General features: G+C 39.8%; 20 protein-coding genes. 18 read left to right on the top strand and 2 right to left on the bottom strand.

Annotated elements, in window-relative coordinates; translation table 11 throughout:
* Positions 1 to 287 precede the first annotated feature (287 nt).
* The 11 genes from LPB68_RS10075 to LPB68_RS10020 all read left to right on the top strand — a co-directional run bounded on the left by LPB68_RS10075 (position 288) and on the right by LPB68_RS10020 (position 12,106).
* Entirely contained in the window at positions 288 to 1,184 is an 897-nt protein-coding gene (locus LPB68_RS10075; RefSeq protein ID WP_068660062.1) for an AraC family transcriptional regulator, read from the top strand.
* 336 nt (positions 1,185 to 1,520) lie between these two features.
* Entirely contained in the window at positions 1,521 to 2,198 is a 678-nt protein-coding gene (locus LPB68_RS10070) for an HAD family hydrolase (protein WP_068660061.1), read from the top strand.
* Positions 2,199 to 2,382: 184 nt separating this feature from the next.
* Positions 2,383 to 3,168 (top strand): phosphotransferase, encoded by a 786-nt coding sequence (locus tag LPB68_RS10065; RefSeq protein WP_068660060.1) that lies wholly within the window; start codon positions 2,383 to 2,385, stop codon positions 3,166 to 3,168.
* Between the two features lie 53 nt (positions 3,169 to 3,221).
* Positions 3,222 to 3,617: a VOC family protein gene (locus tag LPB68_RS10060; protein ID WP_068660058.1), complete on the top strand. Its 396-nt coding sequence runs from the start codon at positions 3,222 to 3,224 to the stop codon at positions 3,615 to 3,617.
* A gap of 1,015 nt (positions 3,618 to 4,632) precedes the next feature.
* Positions 4,633 to 5,790, top strand: a complete 1,158-nt coding sequence (locus LPB68_RS10055) for a serine hydrolase domain-containing protein (RefSeq protein WP_068660057.1) — start codon at positions 4,633 to 4,635, stop codon at positions 5,788 to 5,790.
* 334 nt (positions 5,791 to 6,124) lie between these two features.
* Positions 6,125 to 6,880, top strand: coding sequence for a class I SAM-dependent methyltransferase (locus LPB68_RS10050; protein WP_068660055.1), 756 nt, complete (start codon positions 6,125 to 6,127; stop codon positions 6,878 to 6,880).
* 22 nt (positions 6,881 to 6,902) lie between these two features.
* Positions 6,903 to 7,745, top strand: a complete 843-nt coding sequence (locus tag LPB68_RS10045; RefSeq protein ID WP_068660053.1) for an alpha/beta fold hydrolase — start codon at positions 6,903 to 6,905, stop codon at positions 7,743 to 7,745.
* Positions 7,746 to 7,769: 24 nt separating this feature from the next.
* Positions 7,770 to 8,228, top strand: a complete 459-nt coding sequence (locus tag LPB68_RS10040) for a RidA family protein (RefSeq protein WP_068660051.1) — start codon at positions 7,770 to 7,772, stop codon at positions 8,226 to 8,228.
* Between the two features lie 28 nt (positions 8,229 to 8,256).
* Positions 8,257 to 8,808: a pyridoxamine 5'-phosphate oxidase family protein gene (locus tag LPB68_RS10035; RefSeq protein WP_068660049.1), complete on the top strand. Its 552-nt coding sequence runs from the start codon at positions 8,257 to 8,259 to the stop codon at positions 8,806 to 8,808.
* A 12-nt stretch (positions 8,809 to 8,820) separates the two neighbouring features.
* Positions 8,821 to 10,371, top strand: a complete 1,551-nt coding sequence (locus tag LPB68_RS10030) for a tetratricopeptide repeat protein (protein ID WP_068660047.1) — start codon at positions 8,821 to 8,823, stop codon at positions 10,369 to 10,371.
* Between the two features lie 424 nt (positions 10,372 to 10,795).
* Positions 10,796 to 12,106: an ATP-binding protein gene (locus LPB68_RS10020; RefSeq protein ID WP_232510269.1), complete on the top strand. Its 1,311-nt coding sequence runs from the start codon at positions 10,796 to 10,798 to the stop codon at positions 12,104 to 12,106.
* 103 nt (positions 12,107 to 12,209) lie between these two features.
* Here LPB68_RS10020 and LPB68_RS10015 read toward each other — a convergent pair whose 3' ends face one another.
* Both LPB68_RS10015 and LPB68_RS10010 read right to left on the bottom strand, forming a co-directional pair.
* Entirely contained in the window at positions 12,210 to 12,512 is a 303-nt protein-coding gene (locus tag LPB68_RS10015; protein ID WP_068660040.1) for a Dabb family protein, read from the bottom strand.
* A gap of 52 nt (positions 12,513 to 12,564) precedes the next feature.
* Positions 12,565 to 13,680, bottom strand: coding sequence for a GNAT family N-acetyltransferase (locus LPB68_RS10010; RefSeq protein WP_068660038.1), 1,116 nt, complete (start codon positions 13,678 to 13,680; stop codon positions 12,565 to 12,567).
* A 124-nt stretch (positions 13,681 to 13,804) separates the two neighbouring features.
* Here LPB68_RS10010 and LPB68_RS10005 point away from each other — a divergent pair, with 124 nt between their 5' ends.
* The 7 genes from LPB68_RS10005 to LPB68_RS09975 all read left to right on the top strand — a co-directional run bounded on the left by LPB68_RS10005 (position 13,805) and on the right by LPB68_RS09975 (position 22,904).
* Positions 13,805 to 14,362: a hypothetical protein gene (locus LPB68_RS10005; protein ID WP_071193209.1), complete on the top strand. Its 558-nt coding sequence runs from the start codon at positions 13,805 to 13,807 to the stop codon at positions 14,360 to 14,362.
* A gap of 78 nt (positions 14,363 to 14,440) precedes the next feature.
* Complete coding sequence (locus tag LPB68_RS10000) at positions 14,441 to 14,989, top strand: hypothetical protein (RefSeq protein WP_068660034.1); 549 nt, start codon at positions 14,441 to 14,443, stop codon at positions 14,987 to 14,989.
* Between the two features lie 130 nt (positions 14,990 to 15,119).
* Entirely contained in the window at positions 15,120 to 16,139 is a 1,020-nt protein-coding gene (locus LPB68_RS09995; RefSeq protein ID WP_068660032.1) for a LacI family DNA-binding transcriptional regulator, read from the top strand.
* A gap of 87 nt (positions 16,140 to 16,226) precedes the next feature.
* On the top strand, positions 16,227 to 17,567 hold the full coding sequence (locus LPB68_RS09990; RefSeq protein WP_068660030.1) for a glycoside hydrolase family 30 protein: 1,341 nt from the start codon (positions 16,227 to 16,229) through the stop codon (positions 17,565 to 17,567).
* A 12-nt stretch (positions 17,568 to 17,579) separates the two neighbouring features.
* The gene (locus LPB68_RS09985) at positions 17,580 to 20,801 is read left to right on the top strand and encodes a cellobiose phosphorylase (RefSeq protein ID WP_068660028.1); all 3,222 of its coding nucleotides are present in this window, start codon (positions 17,580 to 17,582) and stop codon (positions 20,799 to 20,801) included.
* 234 nt (positions 20,802 to 21,035) lie between these two features.
* Entirely contained in the window at positions 21,036 to 21,995 is a 960-nt protein-coding gene (locus LPB68_RS09980) for an ABC transporter permease (protein ID WP_232510277.1), read from the top strand.
* An 18-nt stretch (positions 21,996 to 22,013) separates the two neighbouring features.
* Entirely contained in the window at positions 22,014 to 22,904 is an 891-nt protein-coding gene (locus LPB68_RS09975) for a carbohydrate ABC transporter permease (protein ID WP_068660026.1), read from the top strand.
* Positions 22,905 to 22,989 lie beyond the last annotated feature (85 nt).

Below are 22,989 nucleotides of genomic sequence, written 5' to 3'. Positions count from 1 at the left end.
TTTTAAAAAAGGTAGAGCCTCTGATAGAGTATTATGGAGTTTAGTTGGTAGCAATCGACTTTCTTCTAAAAATAAATGTAAGGCTGTGCAACCAGCTAAAAAGGATTAGTCTCCCCTAAGTGCTACCCGTATTGGGTGCGACAATCTGAGATGCACCGTGATCATTGGAGTCAGACTAACGGGCAAGATACTACGAAACAATTTATAGAAGCAACTTCTTTTGGCACAAATTGTTGCGAAGCTATTTGATGCTCCACCTATACTTGAATTCGAGAGGAGGGACTAAGATGGAATGGCTCGAGCGGATGAACCGTGCGATAGATTATATTGAAACGAATCTTACCGAGAAGGTCGAACTGAGCGAGGCGGCCCGCATGGCCTGCTGTTCGTCGTATCAGTTCCAAAGGATGTTCTCGTTCATTACGGACGTGACATTGTCAGAGTATATTCGTAGAAGACGGCTGACGCTTGCCGCGTTAGAGTTGCAGCACGGCGGAGCGGCGAAAGTGATCGATATTGCGTTGAAGTATGGTTACGAATCGCCTGTCTCGTTCGCGCGGGCGTTCAATTCGCTGCACGGGATCACGCCGGCCATGGCCCGTCAGGAGGGGATTGCGCTCAAAGCCTACCCTCGTCTGTCCTTCCTTATCACAATCAAAGGGGCAGAGGCGATGAATTATCGGATCGAAACAAAGGAAAGCTTTGAAGTGTTCGGCATTGAAGGTGTATTCCCTACTAATGGGGGTGGGGAGTCGGTGCTGACTCCAGCAAAGCTTTGGGAGCAGAGTCATGCGAACGGTGATGTGAAACGGCTTGAAGCACGTGCGGGCAATTTGCCATCGTTCGTCAGCCAGAATCTGCATCTCGTGCATGCGGTATGTAGCTACCGGAAGACCGGGCCGGAGACGTTTCCGTACATGCTATGCGCTTTCAAAGACGGAGCCAGTAACATGGACGGGTATACCTCGGTGAATATTCCAGCGCATACGTGGGCGATCTTCCCCTCGGAACCGCATCCGTGGGATCAGTTCGGCGAGACGATCGAAACGCTATACAAACGTTTTTACACCGAATGGCTCCCGACAGCCGGATATGAACAATTGGACGGGATAGAGTTCGAAATGTATGGCGCTAAAGACGGCCTCAACTATATCGAACTCTGGTTCGCCATTCGTAAAGTGTAATTGGTGTACGGGAGGAAAGACGAGGACTCAATGAAAGGAACAACACAAGGCTGCCACGCGAAGCTGTACGGCAGCCTTCGTTGATGTAACGAGTAACGATAGTTTAAGACTAATACGGATGGATTACCCAAGAGAATTGAATTTGGAAAGTTAATCGAACCTGATTAAGTGATAATTGAAAGTATATCGAAGGAGAGTGGAACATCCTATAACAGAGCAACTGCGCTGCGGGGCATTCGCCCCTTGGTCGCCGGAGGCAATTCAGGGAGGAGGATTCAGGCAACTGTACATACGTTAGTCGGAAATCACTAAAACTATTAAAGGGCGGAAAAATACATGATTCGATCAATCATATTTGATCTAGATGGAACTCTTTTGGATCGGAATAATTCGTTATACCTTTTTATTGTGGATCAGTATAAAAGGATTATTAAACATTCTAAGGATATTAATAAAGAAGACTATATTAACCGGTTCATTGAACTAGATAATCGTGGGTATGTCTGGAAGGATAAAGTCTACCAGGACCTCATCAAGGAATTTGAGTTACCTTTGGATTGGAATGACTTACTATCTGACTATAGAACCAGGTTCTCATCTTTTGCAGTGTCTTTCCCAAATACAATTGAAACACTAACTAATCTCAAAAATAAGGGATACAAGCTCGGAATGATTACAAATGGATATGGTGATTTTCAATCCAGTAATATTCAAGCATTAGGAATACAAGACTACTTTGAAGTGATGTTGATATCTGAATTAGAGGGAATTCGAAAACCGAATCCATCTATATTCCTTAGAGCAGCTGAGAGGATGAACGTACAACCTAAAGAATGTGTCTACGTGGGAGATCATCCGACAAATGATGTAATTGCGAGTATAAATGCTGGTATGAGAGGGATATGGAAGGAAGACACTTATTATACAGAACGATTTGAATCAGATGGAATTGTAAGAGATTTATTAGAACTTGAAGGAATAATAGAACAATGGAATCGTGAAGATAACTCTTAGATGCAGTGATCTTTGTCTGACAAAACATTCCTACGTCGTCACTTTGGCAGTGCCACCCGAACCTAACGGTCACTTAAGCTGCTTGAACGTCAGAAATGCTAAACGTTATCTGAAAGATAGTTCTCAAACACACTTATGAGTAGTCCATCCGCAACGTCCAGTTGCTCGAAGAGAGGAACAAACCATGAAAATTGGCGAATTACTTGGTATTGGTAACACTGCAAGAGTTTATCGATGGGGAAAGACTGAAGTAATAAAGATATTTTATGATCAAAGTTCTGCGATAAATGAAGCGAAAAATGCAGAAGTAATAAATAACTTAAAGTTGAGAGCGCCTAATTATTCTGGACTAGTAGAACTTGAAGGCAAGATTGGTATAGTTTATGAGAGAATTGATGGCCCTACGATGTTGTGGCATATCGAACCAACAAAACAGAGTATATCTTATAACGCTAAGTTGATGGCAAATCTTCAATATGAGATTCATAATGTTGAGAACAAGATTATTCCAAATCTTAAACCGGAAATAACGAATAAAGTTAATAATTCACAAGAAATATCAAATCATGAGAAGCAAATTATTATAGATATATTGAACTTTTTACCTGATGGAAATACGATATGTCATTATGATTTTCATCCAGATAACATTATTATTTCACCTAATGGCCCAATAATAATTGATTGGTTGAATCTATTAGTAGGTAACCAAGAAGCTGATGTTACAAGAACTTCAATGATGATTCAATCACATTCGCTACCGCCTAATGCACCAAATTGGTTAATTCATGGAGAACTTCGAGAGTTTTTTAACAAGGAATATTTAACTGAGTATATTAAGCTAGCTGATATGAATGGCGGATTCCTTGAACGGTGGATGATACCAACTTTGGCAGCACGAATTGATGAAATGCAAGGAGAATATAGGCAAGAGATTAAAGAAAAATTACAAATAAGATTAAAGAAATAGTGTAGGCAGACGACCTGAGTTTTGATTTAATCCAAATGTGAAGAGGTGTACAGATGAGGACTTTAGGGTCGATGAATGTCGATGTTATTACGTTGTTTGTGGAGGATTTACAAAGGGTGAGGGCGTTCTATCAAGAAGTATTTGGGTTTTCAGCTGTATATGAAGACGATGTGTCTGCAGTATTCGACTTCGGAAATATGAGCATTAACCTCCTGAATATTTCCGAGGCATACGGTCTGATTCAACCTGGAACAGTCGCAAGCCGAGAATCAGGATCTCGTTTCCAGTTTACCATCCGGGTGGATGATGTGGATGCAGTAATTAACGAATTGAATACACGCGGAGTTGCTCTACTTAACGGTCCAGTGGACCGACCGTGGGGAATACGTACTGCTGCCTTCATAGATCCTGCGGGACATGTATGGGAGATTGCGCAGCAATTGACATAGAGATAAATTTTGCGTATTAAACTCCCTCAATATGATTTAGTTTTCTCACTCAGGCTCATGAATTCGCAGGATTTCACCTTTAGCTAAGTGTCAGATAAGAAGGAGACAGAGGAGTCGGTAGTTTTGGAACACCTGAAGGGGCATGCAGGAATAAAGATGAGGGAATACCATCCAATTTGTTCCATATACTGCACGTCTCCATGTCGCCCCTAGCGATGTTCACTCCCATGTCTCTCAGCAGCCAATAGTTCTGCAGTGGAAGGGAACCGAGATAATAATTCAAGAGAAGTACGATTGCAGACCTTGTGGAAAGCCTTGTCGTATCCAGGAAAAAGAAGATCAAGAACGGCGCGAAAATGAAGCTGTGTCTCACCATACAGTCCAGTCCAATGCTGGTATTGACGACAGATAACAAGGAACTGATGAATAGATTTGCTAAGCTCAACTTGAGGTTCAGGTGATTGTAGCTAGATAACATACGGCTGGACAGCATCATGACGCGGTGATCGGCTACGAGATGCTAAAATAGATGGATTTAACCCAGAAACAAGCCTTGTCTGACCGAGTTTATGACACCAAGTGAATCTTGAATTTTCTTCAGGAACAATCCGCTACTTCCGTCATCCCAAGTAAGAAAAATCGCCAAAAGACAAGAAAGTGAGTTAAAAAATCTACAAGGATCGGCATTAAATTGAATGCTTACGCTTGCTTCGATTGTAGTTTCAAAATTAAATTTTTTTGAATATTATCGTAAATTTATGATGAACTATTTAATCAAAGAACAGGGAAGTTTATTACCTTTATAATTATTCTTATATTACTATTTTACTACTTTTACCTATAGTTCTTTTTATCGAGCCAGAATATATTGTGACTTTCTTAGGATACCATCTGTTGTTTGTATGGATTTTTTTAATGGATAGTTTTATGAATACAGAAACAACAAAAGACAATAAGTAAGACACAATGATTCCTATTATATAGTAGAAAAAAATAGAATATGAGGAGAATTGATATGATCGTAATATTCAAAAAGTTGCTTACAGTAGGAATGATATCAATCATATTGTTGAATGTTGGATGTTCAGGGAATAGGACTAAGAGCGTTCATCAAACTAGTAATAATGCTGCAACGATTCAGGATTTAGTTGGCTCATTAGAAATTTCGGTTCCACTATCCATGGAACAGCATCAGGTACCTGGTGCTGCGATTGCGCTCATAGAGGGAGGAGAGGTTGTGTGGTCAAAAGGCTTTGGTTTAGCAGATGTAGAAAATAAAATAAAAGTAGATGAAACATCTCTTTTTCAAGTGGCTTCAAATTCAAAGCCTGTCACAGCATGGGGTGTCATGAAATTAGTTGAAGAAGGGAAGTTGGATTTAAATGCACCAGTTGAACAATATCTTTCTCGTTGGCAAATACCAAATACCCCTTTAAGTAAGGAGAAAGTAACTATTGAAAGGCTGCTCAACCACACATCTGGATTATCCTTAGGTGGATACATAGGATATCCTTCGGGTTCAACTTTCCCCACCCTTGAACAGTCATTAAATGGCGAGAATAGCGAAGGTACAAAGGTTACTTTAATACATGAACCAGGGACGAAATATGAATACTCAGGCGGTGGATATACGGTTCTTCAACTATTGATTGAGGAGATTAGCCAACAATCATTCTCTGATTTTATGAAAGAGGAGATATTAATACCATTGGGGATGAACCATTCGTTCTTTACATATGATGAAAAAGAAGTTCGTAAACTTTCATTTGGTTACAAAACTAATGGCGATCCTTATCCAATAACGCTTTATACAGAGCTAGCTGCCGCAGGACTGCTGTCTACTATTTCTGATTATGCAGAATTCGTAGCTGCTTCTGTTGATGATAAGATACAAGGAAAACCAGTAGGTAGAAATGTACTTACTGCTGACTCACTTGAGATGATGTTTAAACCGAGCTTAAATAGTTACGGTCTTGGCTATAGAATCACGAAAATGGAAAAGGTACCAATATTGACGCATGGGGGGAATAATGTAGGCTATATTAGTAACTTCTATATTAATTTATCTAGTGGTAATGGTATTGTTCTTTTGACAAACAGTGATAATGGTAGCAAGTTTATTGATGAAATAGCTGCCAAGGCTAAATATTGGTTACTAAGTGTAGAAAGGTAGCTCTGACGAACTTGGCTTTAAAATTAGAATTAAACCAAGCCAATAAGTAATGTGAGGCTAAACCTTTTGAACCTACCAGAAGCAAGTCAAGGAAAGGAGAATAGAAGAAGATGACCGGATTTCAGAAACAAAGGTCTTCAAACATCATTAATTCAGAGGCGAATTGATGATGCTTATAAGAATGCATGTAAATTAGTTGTGAGTCAGACTTCATACTGTTCGTCAAGTCATCGAAATATGGAACGAGTTGGTATGAAGATTGGTTACACTAGATCAACATGGACTAAGGCTTAGTGTTTAAGAGGAAATTCTAACTATAATCGGAGGTTAATGGATGAAATTTGATGCTGAGGAAGCGATTCGTAGATGGGATAAGCATGCTGTTAAATTTACATCTAAGTATGGAGAGAATGGTGACTTACATAGAGAAGTATTTTTAAATCCAACCATCCTTAATCTTATTGAATCGGTAAAAGATAAGCGAGTTATGGATGCTGGATGTGGAGAAGGTTATTTTAGCAGAATGCTAGCGAGATTAGGTACAAATGTAATCGGTGTTGATTATTCTGAAAACATGTTGAAAATAGCAAACGAAAGAACTCCTAAGGAATTAGGCATACAGTTTTTCCATGGAAATTGTGAAGAACTTAGCAGATTTGAAGATGAAAGCTTTGATTTAATAGTTTCAAATATGGTAATTCAGGACTTACCAAATTATGATAAGGCGATTAGTGAGATGTATCGACTTTTAGTTGATAATGGTTCGTTTATTTTTTCTATATTACATCCATGCTTTGTGACACCTGGAAGTGGATGGGTTAAGTCGGATGATGGAGAAAAGTTATATTGGAAAGTTGATAATTATTTTTATGAAGGAGCTTATGAGCAAAGCCTTCCAGTAGATGACAAAGATAAAGTACTATTTTTTCATAGAACATTATCAAATTATATAAATACAATTATTAGTACTGGTTTTCGAATAGAAGAAATTGTGGAACCCAAACCATCGGCTGAAATGATTGAAAAGTATCCATCATTCAAGGAAGATTTACGTTGCAGCGATTTCATAGTTTTTAAACTTAGTAAGTAGGAACACAAAGGAGAGTAGATTAATGCAATGTACAGTTAAGGATATAAATATTTATTATGAAGTTTATGGTGAAGGTACGCCGCTTGTAATGATTCATGGATGGGGTCCCGACCACAGGCTGATGAAAGGGTGCATGGAACCTATCCTTCAAACGATGGATACAGCTTGGAAGCGTATATACTTTGATTTACCTGGGATGGGACAAACCAAAGGAGAAGAATGGATTACTGGTTCTGATCAAATGCTTGAAGTGGTTCTTGGCTTTATTGATGCTATCATCCCCAACCAACATTTTGTCGTAGCAGGAGAATCCTATGGTGGCTATTTAGCCAGAGGAATCATACATAAACAACCTTCGATTGTGGACGGACTTCTTTTAATATGCCCTGTCGCAGAACAAGAAACACTACAGGAAAATGGGGCTCATTTTCAGATATTTGATAAAGATGATATTCTCTTGAAAAGTCTAACAATAGAGGATAGAAATTATTTCGAAGCTGGAGGAATAAACGCAATTCAAAATAAACGAGTATGGGAGAGGTTTGAAGAGGAAATTCTTCCAGGTCTAAAAATTGCCGACCAATCATTTTTGAAAAACAATCTAGGTCAGCAAGTTTCTTTTAGTTTCAATGTGGATGTTCTTGAAAATCCGTATATGAAACCAACTCTGATGTTGACAGGAAGACAAGATTCAATTGTAGGTTATCGCGACTTGTGGAAAATTATCGAAATGTATCCTAGGGCATCATTTGTTTTACTTGATAGAGCCGGTCATAATTTGCATATTGAACAGGATATTCTGTTCTCAGAGACGGTAAAAGAATGGTTAAATAGAGTTAGTCTAGAAATGGATAACACATTTTGAAGAGGTTTAACGAGGAGGTCCAATATGATAAATGGAACCATTGAAGAAAAATTGAAATCCTTAGGCATTGTATTACCTAATGTAAGCGATCCAGCTGGAAAGTACGCTAACTTTGTAATTGTAAATGGATTAATGTTTGTATCAGGAAAGGGACCGAGTGGACATCCCAAAGGGAAATTAGGAAATGAATATACAACAGCGCAAGGGTATGATTTTGCTCGTAATACAGGAATAGAAATAATTGCTGTCCTCAAGGATGCACTAGGATCATTAGATAAAGTGAAGAGAGTAGTAAAAGCGCAAGGATTTGTGAATGCAGAGCCATCATTTGAAGAACATCATAAAGTACTCAATGGATTCTCCGATTTAATGTTAGAGGTATTTGGTGATAAGGGTAGTCATGCTCGCTCAGTATTTGGAGCCGTTTCAGTCAGAGATAATCTACCCATCATCGTGGATTCAATATTTGAAGTTGAAGTATAAATTTGGATGAGCAAGGCGGGTGATCCATGTGGGAAAGAATTTTCAAGCTATTTTACCAGAACATGAATTATTCATCAAACAACAACAGATGTTTTTCGTTGGAACTGCCGCAGATCATGGACATGTTAATATTTCACCTAAAGGTCATGACGTATTTAGAATCCTATCTCCTAACAAGGTGGCGTATCTTGATTTAACTGGAAGTGGGAATGAGACAAGTGCACACCTCTCAGTTAACAATCGAATGACCTATATGTTCATTTCATTTGAAGGAAATCCTTTGATATTAAGGTTATATGGAGATGGAACGGTGATCTTACCGGGTACACAAGAATGGGAGGAGACCGCTCAACATTTCAATATACTTCCTGGTGCTAGACAAATAATAATATCTAATATTGAGATAGTAAAAACATCTTGTGGATTTAGTGTGCCGCTTTATTCATTTGCAGGAGAAAGAAATTTACTGTTAGAATGGGCAGATAAGAAGGGCGAAGAAGGTTTGGAAGAGTATAAAAAGAAAAAAAACTCAACAAGTATGGATGGGATCGTAACACCCATAGGACATCAATATGATTAGGGGATATAGTGAATGGCAGATAAAGAACAACAGAGCTTCCGCTTTAGCGAAGCACCCATCTGGGATTTACAGCGGACTTATTATGAAGAACAAGGAATGAAGGCTTGGAATAATGATCAAGTTCCACAATATATAACAAGCAATCCGATGATTGCTACTGCCTACGCAGAAATGATTTTTGGATTCCTGCAAGATCGGGCAGGGAGAGGTGAAATCTCTGAACCTGTGATGATTCTGGAGTTGGGAGCGGGAGCGGGTCGTCTTGCTTTCCAAGTATTGCATGAATTATGCGAGCTAAGAGATTATGCGGGTATTGAACTGCCCCCTTTTCAATATGTAATGACTGATCTGGCGTTGAAAAATATAGATGGATGGAGAAATCATCCTGCGATGCAATCCTTTATTCAACAGGGAATGTTGGATTTCGCACAGTTTGATGCCATGCAAGACACAGAACTTCATTTAATTGTAACTCAAAGAACCATTACTTCAGGTGATCTAGAGCAGCCGCTAATCATCGTCGCTAATTATTTCTTTGATAGTATTCCACAAGAGTTGATCTATGTGGGCGATGGGGAAATCTTCGAATGCGATGTATTCATTACGTACCCCAAGAACTTTGATCAGCTTGATCCATCAGTAGCTTTAGAAGAAATGACACTGAACTATGAGTATCGTCGAGCACCTGAATATGAAGAAGTGACCTACCCCTATCACGAAGTAATTACATTATATCAGCAGGAGCTTGAGGACTCGCATATCCTATTTCCGGTAGTAGGATTGAGCTGTCTTGAGCGGTTGGAGCAGCTGTCGCAGGCGGGGTTTATACTGCTTACAGCGGATAAAGGTGACCATCGATTAGAGAACTGGAAATTTGCAGAGCCACCTCAGTTAATTCATCATGGAAGTTTCTCTTTAACGGCCAACTATCATGCGATTCAACATGTGTTGGAGCAGAAAGGTGCTCAATCTCTTTTCACCACACATCATTATAAGAATATCAATGTCGGCTGTATATTAATGTTGGAAACACCAAAAAATTATGTCAATACGCGATTGGCTTACCGACGATTTATCGAACGTTTTGGACCGGATGATTTCTTCAGTATGAAGGAATGGGTAGATCGGCAAGTGGATACAATGGAATTGCAACAAATTCTAGCCTTTTGGCGTTTAGGTGGATATGATGCAGAGTTTTTCATCCAGAGTGCCAAAGTGATCTCGAACTTACTACCAGAGGCCAGCGATGAAGAAATGCAAGATATCCAAAGAGGTATACATTTGATGTGGTCATCCTACTATGAGATGGAGCAACGTTATGATTTAGCGCTGGACGCTGGATTGTTACTGTTCGAGATGGACATGTATGAAGATGCGAAGCAATTCCTAGAATTATCCGTACAAGCAGATGAAGATGAGCCGGTATCGACAGTCTTATACTGTCTTGCCATTTGCTGTTACGAGCTTGGGCTGGAAGAGGCGGCACTAGGATATACACGCGAAGCGTTGGTCTTGGAACCACAGCATGAAGAGGCTTTGGAGCTACTGAAGTGTTTTGAGTGAACGCTAAATAACACAGAGACAAATGATGAAGGAGCAATCCTCATTATTTGTCTTTAAACCGGCAATATTCATAATAAGTTTGATAAATAATATAGAGGGAATGGAATCTAAAGGTAGAATATGCTTAAATAAGAAATTATAAGACAATTCCGTCCATGAGGTGTGATTCCATCTGCTTATTAAAATTATCAAGTTCATCTGTGTTCCTGTGATCTCCGTACTCATTATGATATCCACTGTGTTCCTTAATAAATCACCCAATATTGTTCTCATGATTACATTTGCTCTAATGTTAATAGTTAGTTTGATTTTGGATCAAAAATATACTTGGTTTAAATATACTCAATTAATTTTTTTAGGGGCTTTCCACTATACTAGCCATTTGAATTGGTCCATTTCACTATATTACATCATGATATTGTACTTGATACAGCATAAAGTAAGGTTTCGGGATACCATTCCAGTCGCTTTCCTAGTCATTCTTCAATATTCACTCATCCGGCTCAGTTATGTACCCACCACAACCTATAATTTGTTAGTTACTGTATATGATATGATCACTTCAATCGTCATTATCTTATTATTCCACGTCATTGTACGCATTGAAACTGAGAGAAGGCAATTGACCAAGCAAAATAATTATCTTACTGACCATGACACACTAACAGGCTTCAATAATTATGTAGGTTTCATAAAAAAAATCCAAAAGAACATCGATACAAAAAAGGAATTCTGGGTTGTTATGTTTGATATTAATAATTTCAAATCTCTAAATGCCAAGGGGATTATAAACGCCAATGAAATATTAATTAACTTTTCTCTTGCTTTACAAGAACGATTCCCCAACCATCTGGGCGCATCCCGATATAGCGGAGATCATTTTGCACTAATTCTACCGCCCACAGAACAAATTGACGACAAGTTAAAATTTGGGAATTTAGGCATCCAAGTAACCTTCAGCATCACGCATTTTCCGCAGGAAGCGGACACTTTTCAACAATTGATCCAAATAGGAGAGGATCGAATTTATCAAATGAGGCGTGAGTATTGGCTCAATCGGCAGGAAGAACAATTACGTACAGACAAAATGAAGATGGTTGGGGAATTAGCAGCTGGAATGGCACATGAAATACGGAACCCACTAACCTCAATTAAAGGTTTTATTCAGCTCTCTCAGAATTCAGGATATAATATTCAGCCTTGGTATGAAGTTATTATGGGTGAAATTTCAAGGGTTAGCGAATTAACGGTGGAGTTCTTACAATTCTCAAAACCGCATGTGAGTAACATGAAGCTTGAAATCATTGCAAACAGTATGATGAGAGTATATTCGCTTTGTGAATCTGAAGCATTATCATATGGACACTACATAGAAATGGAAGCTACCAATCAAGATATTATGGTATGGATGGATCGTGATAAGATTATTCAGGTGCTCATTAATCTGATTCGAAATGCCATTCAGGCTATGGAACGGGCAGGTCACATACAATTTATACTCAGAAGAGAAGGGAACATGGCTGTCATTCAAGTCCGTGATAATGGAAAAGGAATCCCGTTGAATGGCTTAGATAGAATCTTTGATCCCTTTTATACAACGAAAGAAGATGGAACTGGGCTAGGATTATCACTATGTCAAAAAATTATTGAAGATCACAATGGGAATATTACAGTGGAAAGTGAAGTGGGCGTAGGTACGCTGTTTACCGTACATTTACCCATGTATCAAGAGTAAGGATACATCAAGAGATTTTAATATCAATCACTGAGTATACCGCATAACGAAGAAAAGGGATGGCTCCTGATAGTATCAGAAGTCATCCTCTAGTTATTTCAATTTAATAATTGATGAAATCGATCTCTTGGAATTGGCTCACTTCTTTGAGCCAGCGTGTTGCGACATAGTTTTGATGTACAGGATGATTATTATAGGTATCATAAGCAATTTGATTAGCAAAAATCATAGAGAAACCATAGTCATACTCATTCTTAATGCTGACTTGATGAAATATTTCGAACTGTTGTACACCGGGAATTGCTGCTAGCTCAGTGGCGCTATCTTTAAGGAATGCCTCTGCTTCAGGTGTGTCTTTCCCGGAATGTAGATTAAATATGACCATATGCTTAATACTGCTACTCATTTTAATTTCCCCTTTACCATAGATTAATGTCTATTACTACCGTAGCTGGTTGTTAGATAAAATACAATCCATACATATAAGGTAATGCTATAGTTGGAAGATTCGTATCTTCTAGCTGATCCACATCTGAATCGGGATTGAACAAGAGTGAACATAGCTCTGGGTTACCACCAATAACTGATGATTTATGTTGTGTATGTAACTTATAACGACCATCGGGAAGGATGGATATTGCAGTCTCATTGGTGGTAGATATATCATAGCCGGCTTGGGTAATCAATGTAGCCCCATCGACAATAAGAACGGTACCCGCATTAGCTTGTTGCTCTACATTGGCATGAACAGACTGCAATAGATTCGCTAGTTCTTTATCTTGCCAAGGTATAGTTACGCTTAATGATTCGATTTCAAATTGAGTAAAGGAATGCGATATCAATGCGGTTACAGCTGATGGTAATCCTGCGTATTCAACTAGCATTCCAGCACGATCTGGGGAATCCACTCTTGGTATAGCGAATACAGCAATAGCAACGATCTCTTGTTCAGACGTTCTCGCCACGCGGACGTATTGATTCATCTGATAAATATTAGCCATCGGGCTTGCACCGATGAACTGAGCAAGTTCAGTGATACCCCATTGTATCGCAGCGGGGTTCTGTAATATTAAAGCATGAATAGCAAATAAATCTTGTGGTTCCATTTCAGAGTACGTCCACGTCGTTGGTTGATTCTCTAATTGTTCAGCAGCGTTTGCATGAATACTATATTTTTCGGATTTACCGAATGTCATACTTCCTGCCTTCGTATATAGAGGAATATCGCCTGAAATGAACATTAATGAAGCACCAGCTTCTTTGGCATGTTGTTGGCATAAAGTTAGTAATTTTCTTGCAATTCCTTGTCCCCGATATGCTTGTTCTGTACAGACCGCACCGATTGAATATGCAGATATACGTGCTTTTCCGGAATGAATCATCACGGGAACCATCCCGATGAAGGACACAAGCTTACCTTGATCGCTGAACGCAGCATATGAGTGGCTCACTCCTGGACGAAATAAAGAAGGGAAAGAGTATTCCATATAACGCTCACCATTATCACAGAATACTTCCTCTGCTAAAAACGCAGCCTCTTTAAGTTCATGTTCTCTAATGAGTCTAAATTCCATAAATAATCCCTCCTGATCTAAGTATACATGTATAATATATCATTCATTTTGGTGTGAAATGCTAATAAAAATTGCTAGCTACTACACCCATTGTAAGGGAGTATTGTCAGAGAGGAGATTGAGTATGATGGGAAGGTTCAAGCGTCCTGCTGTAATCCTATCCATAATTATCGTAGTGATCCTGTGTACTACCTTTGTCTACGTCAATATTTATAGTGAAACTGTGAGGATATCCCAACAGTACTCAGGCGTAAGCTACGGGGAGAATAGCGAGCAGAAGATCAACATCTCATTAGATATTATTTTGGAGAAAAGATTGTTTTATGATGACTTGATCGATGGAACGATTCGTTTGAATGAAGATACTTATGAAATTTCTAACCATAATGCCTTTTTTACAGGGACAGTAACAGATAATATCTCCTATGATCCGGGAATAAGACCCTTCCTGACACGAGTCAAAGATCGATTGAATCGCAAGCTCTACCATGTAGAACGTATTGTCATTCATCTTGATGGACCTAATCATATAAGGACTAACGAAATTACACTAAAAGCGACAAGAGACTTCGAAGCTATCGTTGGTTCCATTTTCGATGATAGTGGAAATTACAAATTCGCTGCACCGGCTGAAAACATGGTTCATGTTCAGAAATTAGAAACGAAATTCTTTGATCATTAGCCTGTGTGAAGTTACAAAAAAATCTACTAGCAACATTTCGCTATCTTCTTCGTCTGAAGGGAAAGGAGGTGTTGTCAATTGAAAAAAGCAATAATTTTTATGGTGGTGTCGATCCTTTTTGTATTGATGGTCAACCCAACAACTACGCATGCTCTATCTTGCGCGGAAATGCCGACAGGTGAGCAAGGTTACGCAGAATATGACGGGATCATTATAGGACATGTGGAAGATGTGACGCGTGAGAAAGATGACAATATCATCAAATTAAAGGTAATCCAAAGTTTCAAAAAAATTGATAAAGAACATTTATCGGTGAAGGAGAATATAACCTGGGGATCGTTGCATGGACCAAGTGAGATCGGTGAGGAATATCTCTTTTATCTAAGAGAAAGTGATAGTGGATGGGAAAACCCACTTTGTTCTCCAACCATGAAGGTTGCTGATGCAGGTGCAGAACTATTATTTCTACAAGATAAAGAAGTTCCTGTTACAAGAATTTCTGCTCCAACTGAATCAACCCTAGAGGATAATCAGTTGGGTGAATCGCTACCGGCAATATTAATTGGTGTATGTGTGGCGGGTGTCGTCGTATATGGTATTTGGCGTCTGTGGAGATCTAGGATTTGAGATGTAAGGTCCGGTTCATCTAGTTGAAACCGCTTAATTGTTATTGACGACCACCAGCTAAAAGATTAGAATGCAATTAAGAATCTGCCATAATCATTTTTATTTGTAAGTAACAGGAGTGAATTCCCGATTGACTACTATTTATGATATTGCTAAGAAAACGGGGTATTCACCCACAACAGTTTCAAAAGTATTCAATAATTACACAGATGTAAAGGAACAGACACGTCAGACTATCCTACAAGCTGCCAAGGAGCTCGGTTATTTGCCTAATGCGCATGCACGTACTTTGACAACCAAGAAATCCTGGACCATCGGAGTATTATTTGTTGAATCCTCCGGGATCGGAATGCAGCATCCTTTCTTTAGTGCAGTCATTGAAAGTTTCAAGCAAGTTGCTGTAGAAAAGGGATATGCACTGATGTTTATTTCTAAGGATGTTGGTGGGAAGCAGAGTGGCTATTTGGAGAATTGTAAGATTAGAGGTGTGGATGGCGTAATTGTCGTGCTATCGGATTATGAAGATCCTTATTTCAAAGAGCTTGTGGACAGTGATATTCCATGCGTCATTCTAGATTATGAAACACCACAAGCACATACCGTATATTCGGATAATTTAGAAGGTAGCTTTCTGGCAGTGGAGTATTTATACTCGCTGGGACACCGCAGAATAGCTCATATTTCAGGTGGAATGAATACATTTGCTGGTGCAAAGCGTGAACAAGGGTATGAACTCGCAATGTCCAAGTTGAACTTGGAGAAGAGAGATGCCTATGTTGTTCATAGCGGGTATTTCTCGATTGAGAGCGGGTACGCTGCGATGATGGAGCTTTTGGATTTAGAAGAGCGGCCAACGGCTGTATTTGCGGCAGGGGATCATCTAGCATTAGGAGCGATGAGAGCTGCGAGGGAATGTGGGCTGCGGATTCCAGAAGATCTATCTCTAATAGGATTTGATAACATTGACCTTACTCAGTACATTACGCCTGCTCTGACAACGATTGGTCAAGATGCAATAATGATGGGAAGTGAGGCTGCACAAATGTTAATTCGGTCGATTGACGACGCTACGCAGCCGCTAGAAGCTATAGTATTGCCTGTGAAATTAGTCGTTAGAGATTCATGTGGTTATGTTAATAAACAGACATGATACAAAAGTTTTGAACCTATATGATTCTTTTTTTTTGTATTTTTCGAAACCGGTGTCGAACCGTATATAATAAGGAGTTGCATACAAATGAAACAAGTTAAAACGATCCTAACAGCTAAAGATTCTGGAGAACGTCTGAGTGATAAGGGAATTACTTCTTTACCGCAAAGAACGGCACGCGAAGTAGCGGATATTGAGCTCGATCCGAACATCACATATCAGAATATTATTGGTTTTGGAGGCGCATTCACGGAATCTGCTGCGTATACATTATCGCGTGTGAGCAAGGAAAAACGGGCACAAGTGATCAAAAGCTATTTCGATCCGGTAGAAGGATTGGGTTATTCGATTGGGCGAGTACACATACACAGCTGCGATTTCGCACTTGGTAACTATACGTATGTAGAAGATAACGATACGGAGCTAGGCACATTCGATATATCCCATGATCATCAATGGGTACTTCCGCTGATTAAAGATGCGATGAAAGTTAAGGGTGGAGAGTTCACCATGTTGGCATCCCCTTGGAGCCCACCGGCTTGGATGAAGACGAATGGAGAAATGAATAATGGGGGTCAGCTGAAAGAGGAATACCGCGACGTCTGGGCACGTTATTACACGAAGTTCATCAAAGCATATCGCCAAGAGGGTGTTCCAATCTGGGGAATTAGTGTTCAGAATGAACCAGCTGCAGTGCAAACATGGGATTCTTGTATCTATAGTGCCGAAGATGAACGTGATTTCGTAAAGAATCATCTAGGGCCTGTAATGCATCAAGAGGGGCTTGCCGATGTCAATATCATCATCTGGGATCATAACCGAGATATCATTGTGGAACGTGCATCCGTTATATTGTCTGATCCTGAAGCGGCGAAGTATGTATGGGGTACAGGGGTGCACTGGTACGTGAGTGAGGAATTCGAAAATGTAGGGAAGGTACATGATTTATTCCCGGATAAACATCTATTGTTTACAGAAGGATGCCAAGAAGGTGGCGTCAAGCTTGGTGAATGGTTCACAGGAGAAAGATACGGTAGAAACATCATTGGTGACTTGACTAACTGGACAGAAGGATACTTGGACTGGAATATTGTGCTAGATGAGATGGGTGGTCCTAACCATGTCGGTAACTATTGTGATGCCCCAATTATTGCAGACACGAAGACAGATACGATTCATTACAATAGCTCATTTTATTACATTGGACATTTCAGTAAGTATATCGCTCCTGGCGCTGTGCGTATTGGGAACCATTCGAAGGTAGATAACCTATTGTCCATAGCATTCCAGAATCCTGATGGTAGCATAGCGGTAATTATGATGAATGAGAGTGATCAGACACAGAAGGCAACCATCGGTCTAGGCGAAGGATTGCTAGAAGCGGAGTTACAACCTCATTCCATTGCGACTTATATAATTTCTGAATAGGAGTGAAATACCATGCCTAAATATTATTACGAGAAAAATTCATTTGTAATAGAGGAATTTGATCAAGCGAAACCTTTCTCTAGCTTCCTACCAGGAATCGCGGGGCTTAAAGGCATTCCCATGTGGACGTTCTATGTGAACCGGGGTCAAGGGGTATGTAGTTTTGGGATTCGTGATAAAAATTCAGCAATCATGGAATTCTCTCCAGCGAGTATTACTTATAAGAGTGTCGCTGCGAATGGATTTCGGACGTTTATCAAAATAGCTGGAAAAGAAGATATTTATGAGCCTTTTCAATCGGCTCGACCAGATACACAAGCTTCACGTACTATGAGAATATCTCCTAATGGACTTATGATTGAAGAGATCCATGCAGGCCATGGATTGAAGACAACGGTTCATTATTTCCACCTACCGAATGATGATTATGCCGCACTAGTTCGGCAAGTTGAGATCGTGAATATCGGAAATAAACCACTCCAAATCGAGTTACTTGATGGGATGCCTGAGATTCTTCCCTATGGTGTACAGAATGGTGGGTTTAAAGAGATTGGTAATCTACTTCGTAGTTGGATGGAAGTCTATAATCTGGAGAATAGAATTCCTTTCTATCATGTGCGATCGAGTACGGAGGATGAGGCAAGAGTTAGTGAAGTTACAAGTGGACATTTCTATCTATCCTTCACAGACGATGGTAAGCGGCTAGCTCCGATTGTAGATTTCGAAGTTGTGTTTGGAGGAAATACTTCACTGATGTATCCAGATAACTTTGCGACAAGCACGCTTGCGGAGTTAGCTCAACAGCCACAATATCCAGTCAATAAAGTCCCTTGTGGTTTCAGTGGGGTTGCGAAGCAACTTGCTCCTGGCGAAAGTCTATCTCTAAACACGATTATTGGTCATGTTAATGATATTGAGAGAATTAATGCTAAGGCAGATATCATATGCACGGCGGAATACATTTCTCGTAAAAAAGTAGAAGCAGGCAGTATCGTTGAAGAATTGACGGCAGACATCGCTACGCATACGTCATCTGAAATATTCGATGCTTACGCAGGGCAGTCCTACATGGATAATTTCTTGCGTGGAGGGTATCCGTTTATTTTTGACAATGAGGGTGAAGGGTTTGTGGTACATCTGTACTCTCGTAAGCATGGGGATTTGGAGCGGGATTATAATTTCTTCTCACTTGCACCAGAGTATTACTCGCAGGGGAATGGGAACTTCCGTGATATGAATCAGAACCGTCGAAATGATGTTTTCTTTAATCCCAAAGTTGGATACTTTAATATCAAAATGTTCTTTAGTCTGATGCAGGCGGATGGCTATAACCCACTTAGCGTACAGGGATGTAGCTTCAAGGTTACAGTTGAGAATAAATTGAAGCTTAAAGAGTGGATTGTAGATGCGGTTGAAGATCATCATGATGAACTCGTGGCATTATGTAGCGATAAATTCACACCTGGGCAGATTATCAATTATGTTGCTGACCAAAGCGTTCAACTGAAGGTTAGCGAAGAACGTTTACTAAGTGGCGTATTGGCTCTTTCGCAGCAGAATTTCGAAGCCGGTTTCGGTGAAGGATTCTGGAGTGATCATTGGACGTATAACATGGATTTAGTGGACAGTTATTTGGATATTTTTCCGGATAAAAAAGAAGAACTTCTCTTTGGAGATGATACGTACACATTTTATGATAGTGCTGCCCAAATTCAACCTCGGACAGAGAAATATGTCGTGATTCATAATCAAGTTCGGCAGTACGATGCCTTAGTTGAGGATGAAGAGAAGTTAAAGCAGCTTGGAAGATCTATGGGCGATACGAATTGGTTGCAGACCGATGGAGGCAAAGGGGATGTGTATAGTACTAACCTTTTTGTCAAAATGGTCTCACTAGCTCTCAATAAGTTTACATGTCTGGATCCACACGGTATGGGTGTCGAGATGGAAGCAAATAAACCTGGCTGGAATGATGCCATGAATGGACTCCCGGGATTGATAGGCTCGGGAATGAGTGAGACTTTCGAATTGAAACGAATGATCACATTTCTTCTGGATAGTATGAAAGTGCTCGAAGAAAGAGTAGTTCGTATACCAGAGGAGATCGTGGATCTTCTGGAAGTTGTCCATCAAGCGGTTAGAGATTATCGAGAGGGCAACTTAGATTCGTACACGTATTGGGACAGGGTGGCTTCCGCGCGTGAAGCTTATCGGGACCGTATTCGGTTTGGGATTACAGGTGTGGAACGTGAAATTTCTGTGAGAACAATTGAGGAAGATTTCTCTATCTTTTTAGTCAAGATTGATGAAGGAATCACGAAAGCTGTAGAACTAGGTAATGGAATTACACCTACGTATTTACGCTATGAAGCTACAGAGTTTGAGGAAATAATAGGTGTAGATGGTAAGCCCCTTATTGGTCATCATGGTCTTCCAAAAGCAAAAGTGAAGAGTTTTCAAGTTCATGTATTGCCGTATTTCCTTGAAGGTCCAACGCGCTGGATGAAGACATTAAAGGATCCGCAGCAGGTCAAGGAAATCTATCATCGCATTAAAAAGACAGGGATGTATGATCAGACGACGCAAATGTATCAGACATCCGTAAGTTTAGACGCAGAATCACATGAAATTGGTCGTATGCGTGCATTTACACCAGGTTGGCTCGAACGAGAATCGAATTTCCTTCACATGTCTTATAAATACCTATTAGAACTATTAAAGTCTGGCCTTTATGAACAGTATTTCGGAGAATTGAGAACATCACTGGTTCCTTTCCTTGATCCTGCCGTATATGGACGTAGTACATTAGAGAATTCTTCCTTTATTGCAACAGGGGGGAATCCAGATCCTGAGGTGCACGGGAGAGGATTTGTAGCCAGATTAAGTGGATCTACAGCAGAATTTCTTAGTATGTGGAGAAGGATGATGGTTGGTAACCACTTATTTATAATGAGCGAAGGACAATTAACACTTACCCTCGCCCCAGCATTACCTAGCTGGTTATTCGATGACACAGGGAAGGTATCTTTCACACTTCTTGGTAGCACATTAGTGACTTATCATAACCCTCGTCGAGCAGATACTTTCGGTAGTCATGCGGCGAAGATAAGTAAGATGAAGCTACTAAAAGGAGAGGGTACCATAGTTGAATGCGGTGGTGCTATCGTACAAGGAGCAGATGCCTTAGCTATCCGCGACGGTGAAGTTGAAGCTATAGAAGTCTTTATGGAATGAATCAATAGTAAGAATAGCAGCAGGTATAGATAGTATGGTGCACATAAAGAACCTGACAGTATATTCTGTGTCAGGTTCTTTTGTACATAATCCGAAAAATGAGACCCTAAAAACGAAATCTGAAGCCTTATGTTTGGGACGAAATAGACTTACTATTATAAGTGTAATGTAAGTGCTTTCAACAGAGATAAAGAAACAGCATGGAGGTAAGGAAATATGGAAATGGAACCTACGATGAATAAAGAGCTTCCTTTACAACATGTCCAGCCAACTCCGTCGTCACCTAAACGTAAATGGTGGAGGAAATTGTACACACAGAGGCATATCCAGACCATGGCACTACTTGGGGTCGTATGGATGATTATATTCAATTATATTCCAATGTATGGCATTATCATTGCTTTTAAAGATTATGACATTATTCGTACAATCTCCGAGGCACCATGGGTGGGTTTTGAATATTTCAGGGAATTCCTAGAGGATGATAATCTAATGAATGTCATTCGAAATACTATCGGAATTAGTCTAATTAAGTTATTTATTGGATTTCCATTACCTATCATATTTGCTCTCTTCCTTAACGAGCTACGGTCTGTTAAGTTCAAGAAATTCGTGCAGACAATATCCTATCTGCCTCACTTTCTATCATGGGTCGTATTAGGTGGAATTCTAGCAACATGGCTAGCTGATGTGGGAATTATTAATAACATTCTGTTGTGGTTGAATATCATTGATCAACCGATCACATATCTAGCTGAACCGAAATATTTCTGGACGATTATCATCACTTCAGATCTGTGGAAGGAACTTGGATGGTCAGCTATCATCTATCTAGCTGCTATCTCGAGTGTATCTCCTGAAATGTATGAAGCAGCGACGATTGATGGTGCAGGACGTTTTCAAAAAATGTGGTATATCACTCTACCATCCATTAAATCGACCATTAGTATTCTATTCATTCTTGCCGTTAGTGGAGTGCTTAACTCGAACTTCGATCAGATCCTAGTCTTGCGTAATTCACTGAATGATAGTGCAAGTAACGTGATCGACTACTATGTCTATCAAACGGGGTTACTCTCTGCAAGATATTCATATTCAGCTGCTATTGGCTTAATTAAGTCAGTTATTGCACTGATTCTACTACTTATTGCGAATGGAATTACCAAAAAACTAAACGATACATCGCTGTTTTAGACAAGGAGGCTCATATTCATGTTTACGCTACAACGGAAAACGAAGGGTGAGGCTCTGTTTGATCTAATCAACACGATTGGTATGATCCTTATCTGTTTCATCACCTTATATCCAATATGGTATGTCTTAGTGAATTCACTTAACGAGGGTACAGATGCTATGCGAGGAGGCATCTACTGGTGGCCTAGAGTGTTCAGCATTGAGAATTTCAAAGCCGTATTTGAGAGCGCTGGTATTATGACCGCGATGGGAGTGACGGTTGCCAAGACAGCAGTCGGTACCGTAGCTCATGTTTTTTTCACAGCAATGGTTGCTTATGCATTCTCAAGAAGAGGACTCATAGGGGGAAAAATATATATCCTATTAGGTACAATAACCCTATTCTTTGGAGGCGGACTGATCCCAACATTCCTCCTGATTAGAGATCTTCAACTACTTGATAATTTCTTAGTATATATCATTCCTTTCTTATTTAGCTTCTTTGATCTCATCATCTTCATGACGTTCTTCCGCGAAATTCCGGAAGGATTGGAAGAAGCTGCAAGAATTGACGGTGCGAGCGATTGGTCTATTTTCCTCAGAATTGTTCTTCCGGTATCTATGCCTGTTATTGCGACAATTGCCTTATTTCATGGTGTATGGCAATGGAATGATTATTTCACAGGCATGATTTATATCAACAATACCGATCTACAACCTATCCAGACCTATTTGTATCGCGTTGTTGCGCAATCAAGTTCGAATCAGATGATGGTCGCGGTGCAAGGAAGTGCTGGAACACAGACGGTAACATCACAATCGATCAAACTTGCGACCATGGTCGTGACGACACTTCCAATTGTGTTCGTATATCCATTCTTACAGAAGTACTTTGTTAAAGGTATGATGATTGGTTCTATTAAGGGTTAAATCAATGACTAAGGTAGTTCCTCTTACCGCCTTACAACGGAAGAGTGCATTATAAATAAGTGATATAATCATAATGAAAAGGGGT

Source organism: Paenibacillus crassostreae (assembly GCF_001857945.1).
Taxonomy (GTDB): domain Bacteria; phylum Bacillota; class Bacilli; order Paenibacillales; family Paenibacillaceae; genus Paenibacillus_AQ; species Paenibacillus_AQ crassostreae.
This window is presented reverse-complemented; position numbering and strand designations above follow the sequence as displayed.

Bases quoted from the DNA above. Each gene is read 5' to 3' on its own strand.
- LPB68_RS10075 (WP_068660062.1), top strand. From the start codon at position 288: ATGGAATGGCTCGAGCGGATGAACCGTGCGATAGATTATATTGAAACG.
- LPB68_RS10070 (WP_068660061.1), top strand. From the start codon at position 1,521: ATGATTCGATCAATCATATTTGATCTAGATGGAACTCTTTTGGATCGG.
- LPB68_RS10065 (WP_068660060.1), top strand. From the start codon at position 2,383: ATGAAAATTGGCGAATTACTTGGTATTGGTAACACTGCAAGAGTTTAT.
- LPB68_RS10060 (WP_068660058.1), top strand. From the start codon at position 3,222: ATGAGGACTTTAGGGTCGATGAATGTCGATGTTATTACGTTGTTTGTG.
- LPB68_RS10055 (WP_068660057.1), top strand. From the start codon at position 4,633: ATGATCGTAATATTCAAAAAGTTGCTTACAGTAGGAATGATATCAATC.
- LPB68_RS10050 (WP_068660055.1), top strand. From the start codon at position 6,125: ATGAAATTTGATGCTGAGGAAGCGATTCGTAGATGGGATAAGCATGCT.
- LPB68_RS10045 (WP_068660053.1), top strand. From the start codon at position 6,903: ATGCAATGTACAGTTAAGGATATAAATATTTATTATGAAGTTTATGGT.
- LPB68_RS10040 (WP_068660051.1), top strand. From the start codon at position 7,770: ATGATAAATGGAACCATTGAAGAAAAATTGAAATCCTTAGGCATTGTA.
- LPB68_RS10030 (WP_068660047.1), top strand. From the start codon at position 8,821: ATGGCAGATAAAGAACAACAGAGCTTCCGCTTTAGCGAAGCACCCATC.
- LPB68_RS10015 (WP_068660040.1), bottom strand. From the start codon at position 12,512: ATGAGTAGCAGTATTAAGCATATGGTCATATTTAATCTACATTCCGGG.
- LPB68_RS10010 (WP_068660038.1), bottom strand. From the start codon at position 13,680: ATGGAATTTAGACTCATTAGAGAACATGAACTTAAAGAGGCTGCGTTT.
- LPB68_RS10005 (WP_071193209.1), top strand. From the start codon at position 13,805: ATGATGGGAAGGTTCAAGCGTCCTGCTGTAATCCTATCCATAATTATC.
- LPB68_RS09990 (WP_068660030.1), top strand. From the start codon at position 16,227: ATGAAACAAGTTAAAACGATCCTAACAGCTAAAGATTCTGGAGAACGT.
- LPB68_RS09985 (WP_068660028.1), top strand. From the start codon at position 17,580: ATGCCTAAATATTATTACGAGAAAAATTCATTTGTAATAGAGGAATTT.
- LPB68_RS09980 (WP_232510277.1), top strand. From the start codon at position 21,036: ATGAATAAAGAGCTTCCTTTACAACATGTCCAGCCAACTCCGTCGTCA.
- LPB68_RS09975 (WP_068660026.1), top strand. From the start codon at position 22,014: ATGTTTACGCTACAACGGAAAACGAAGGGTGAGGCTCTGTTTGATCTA.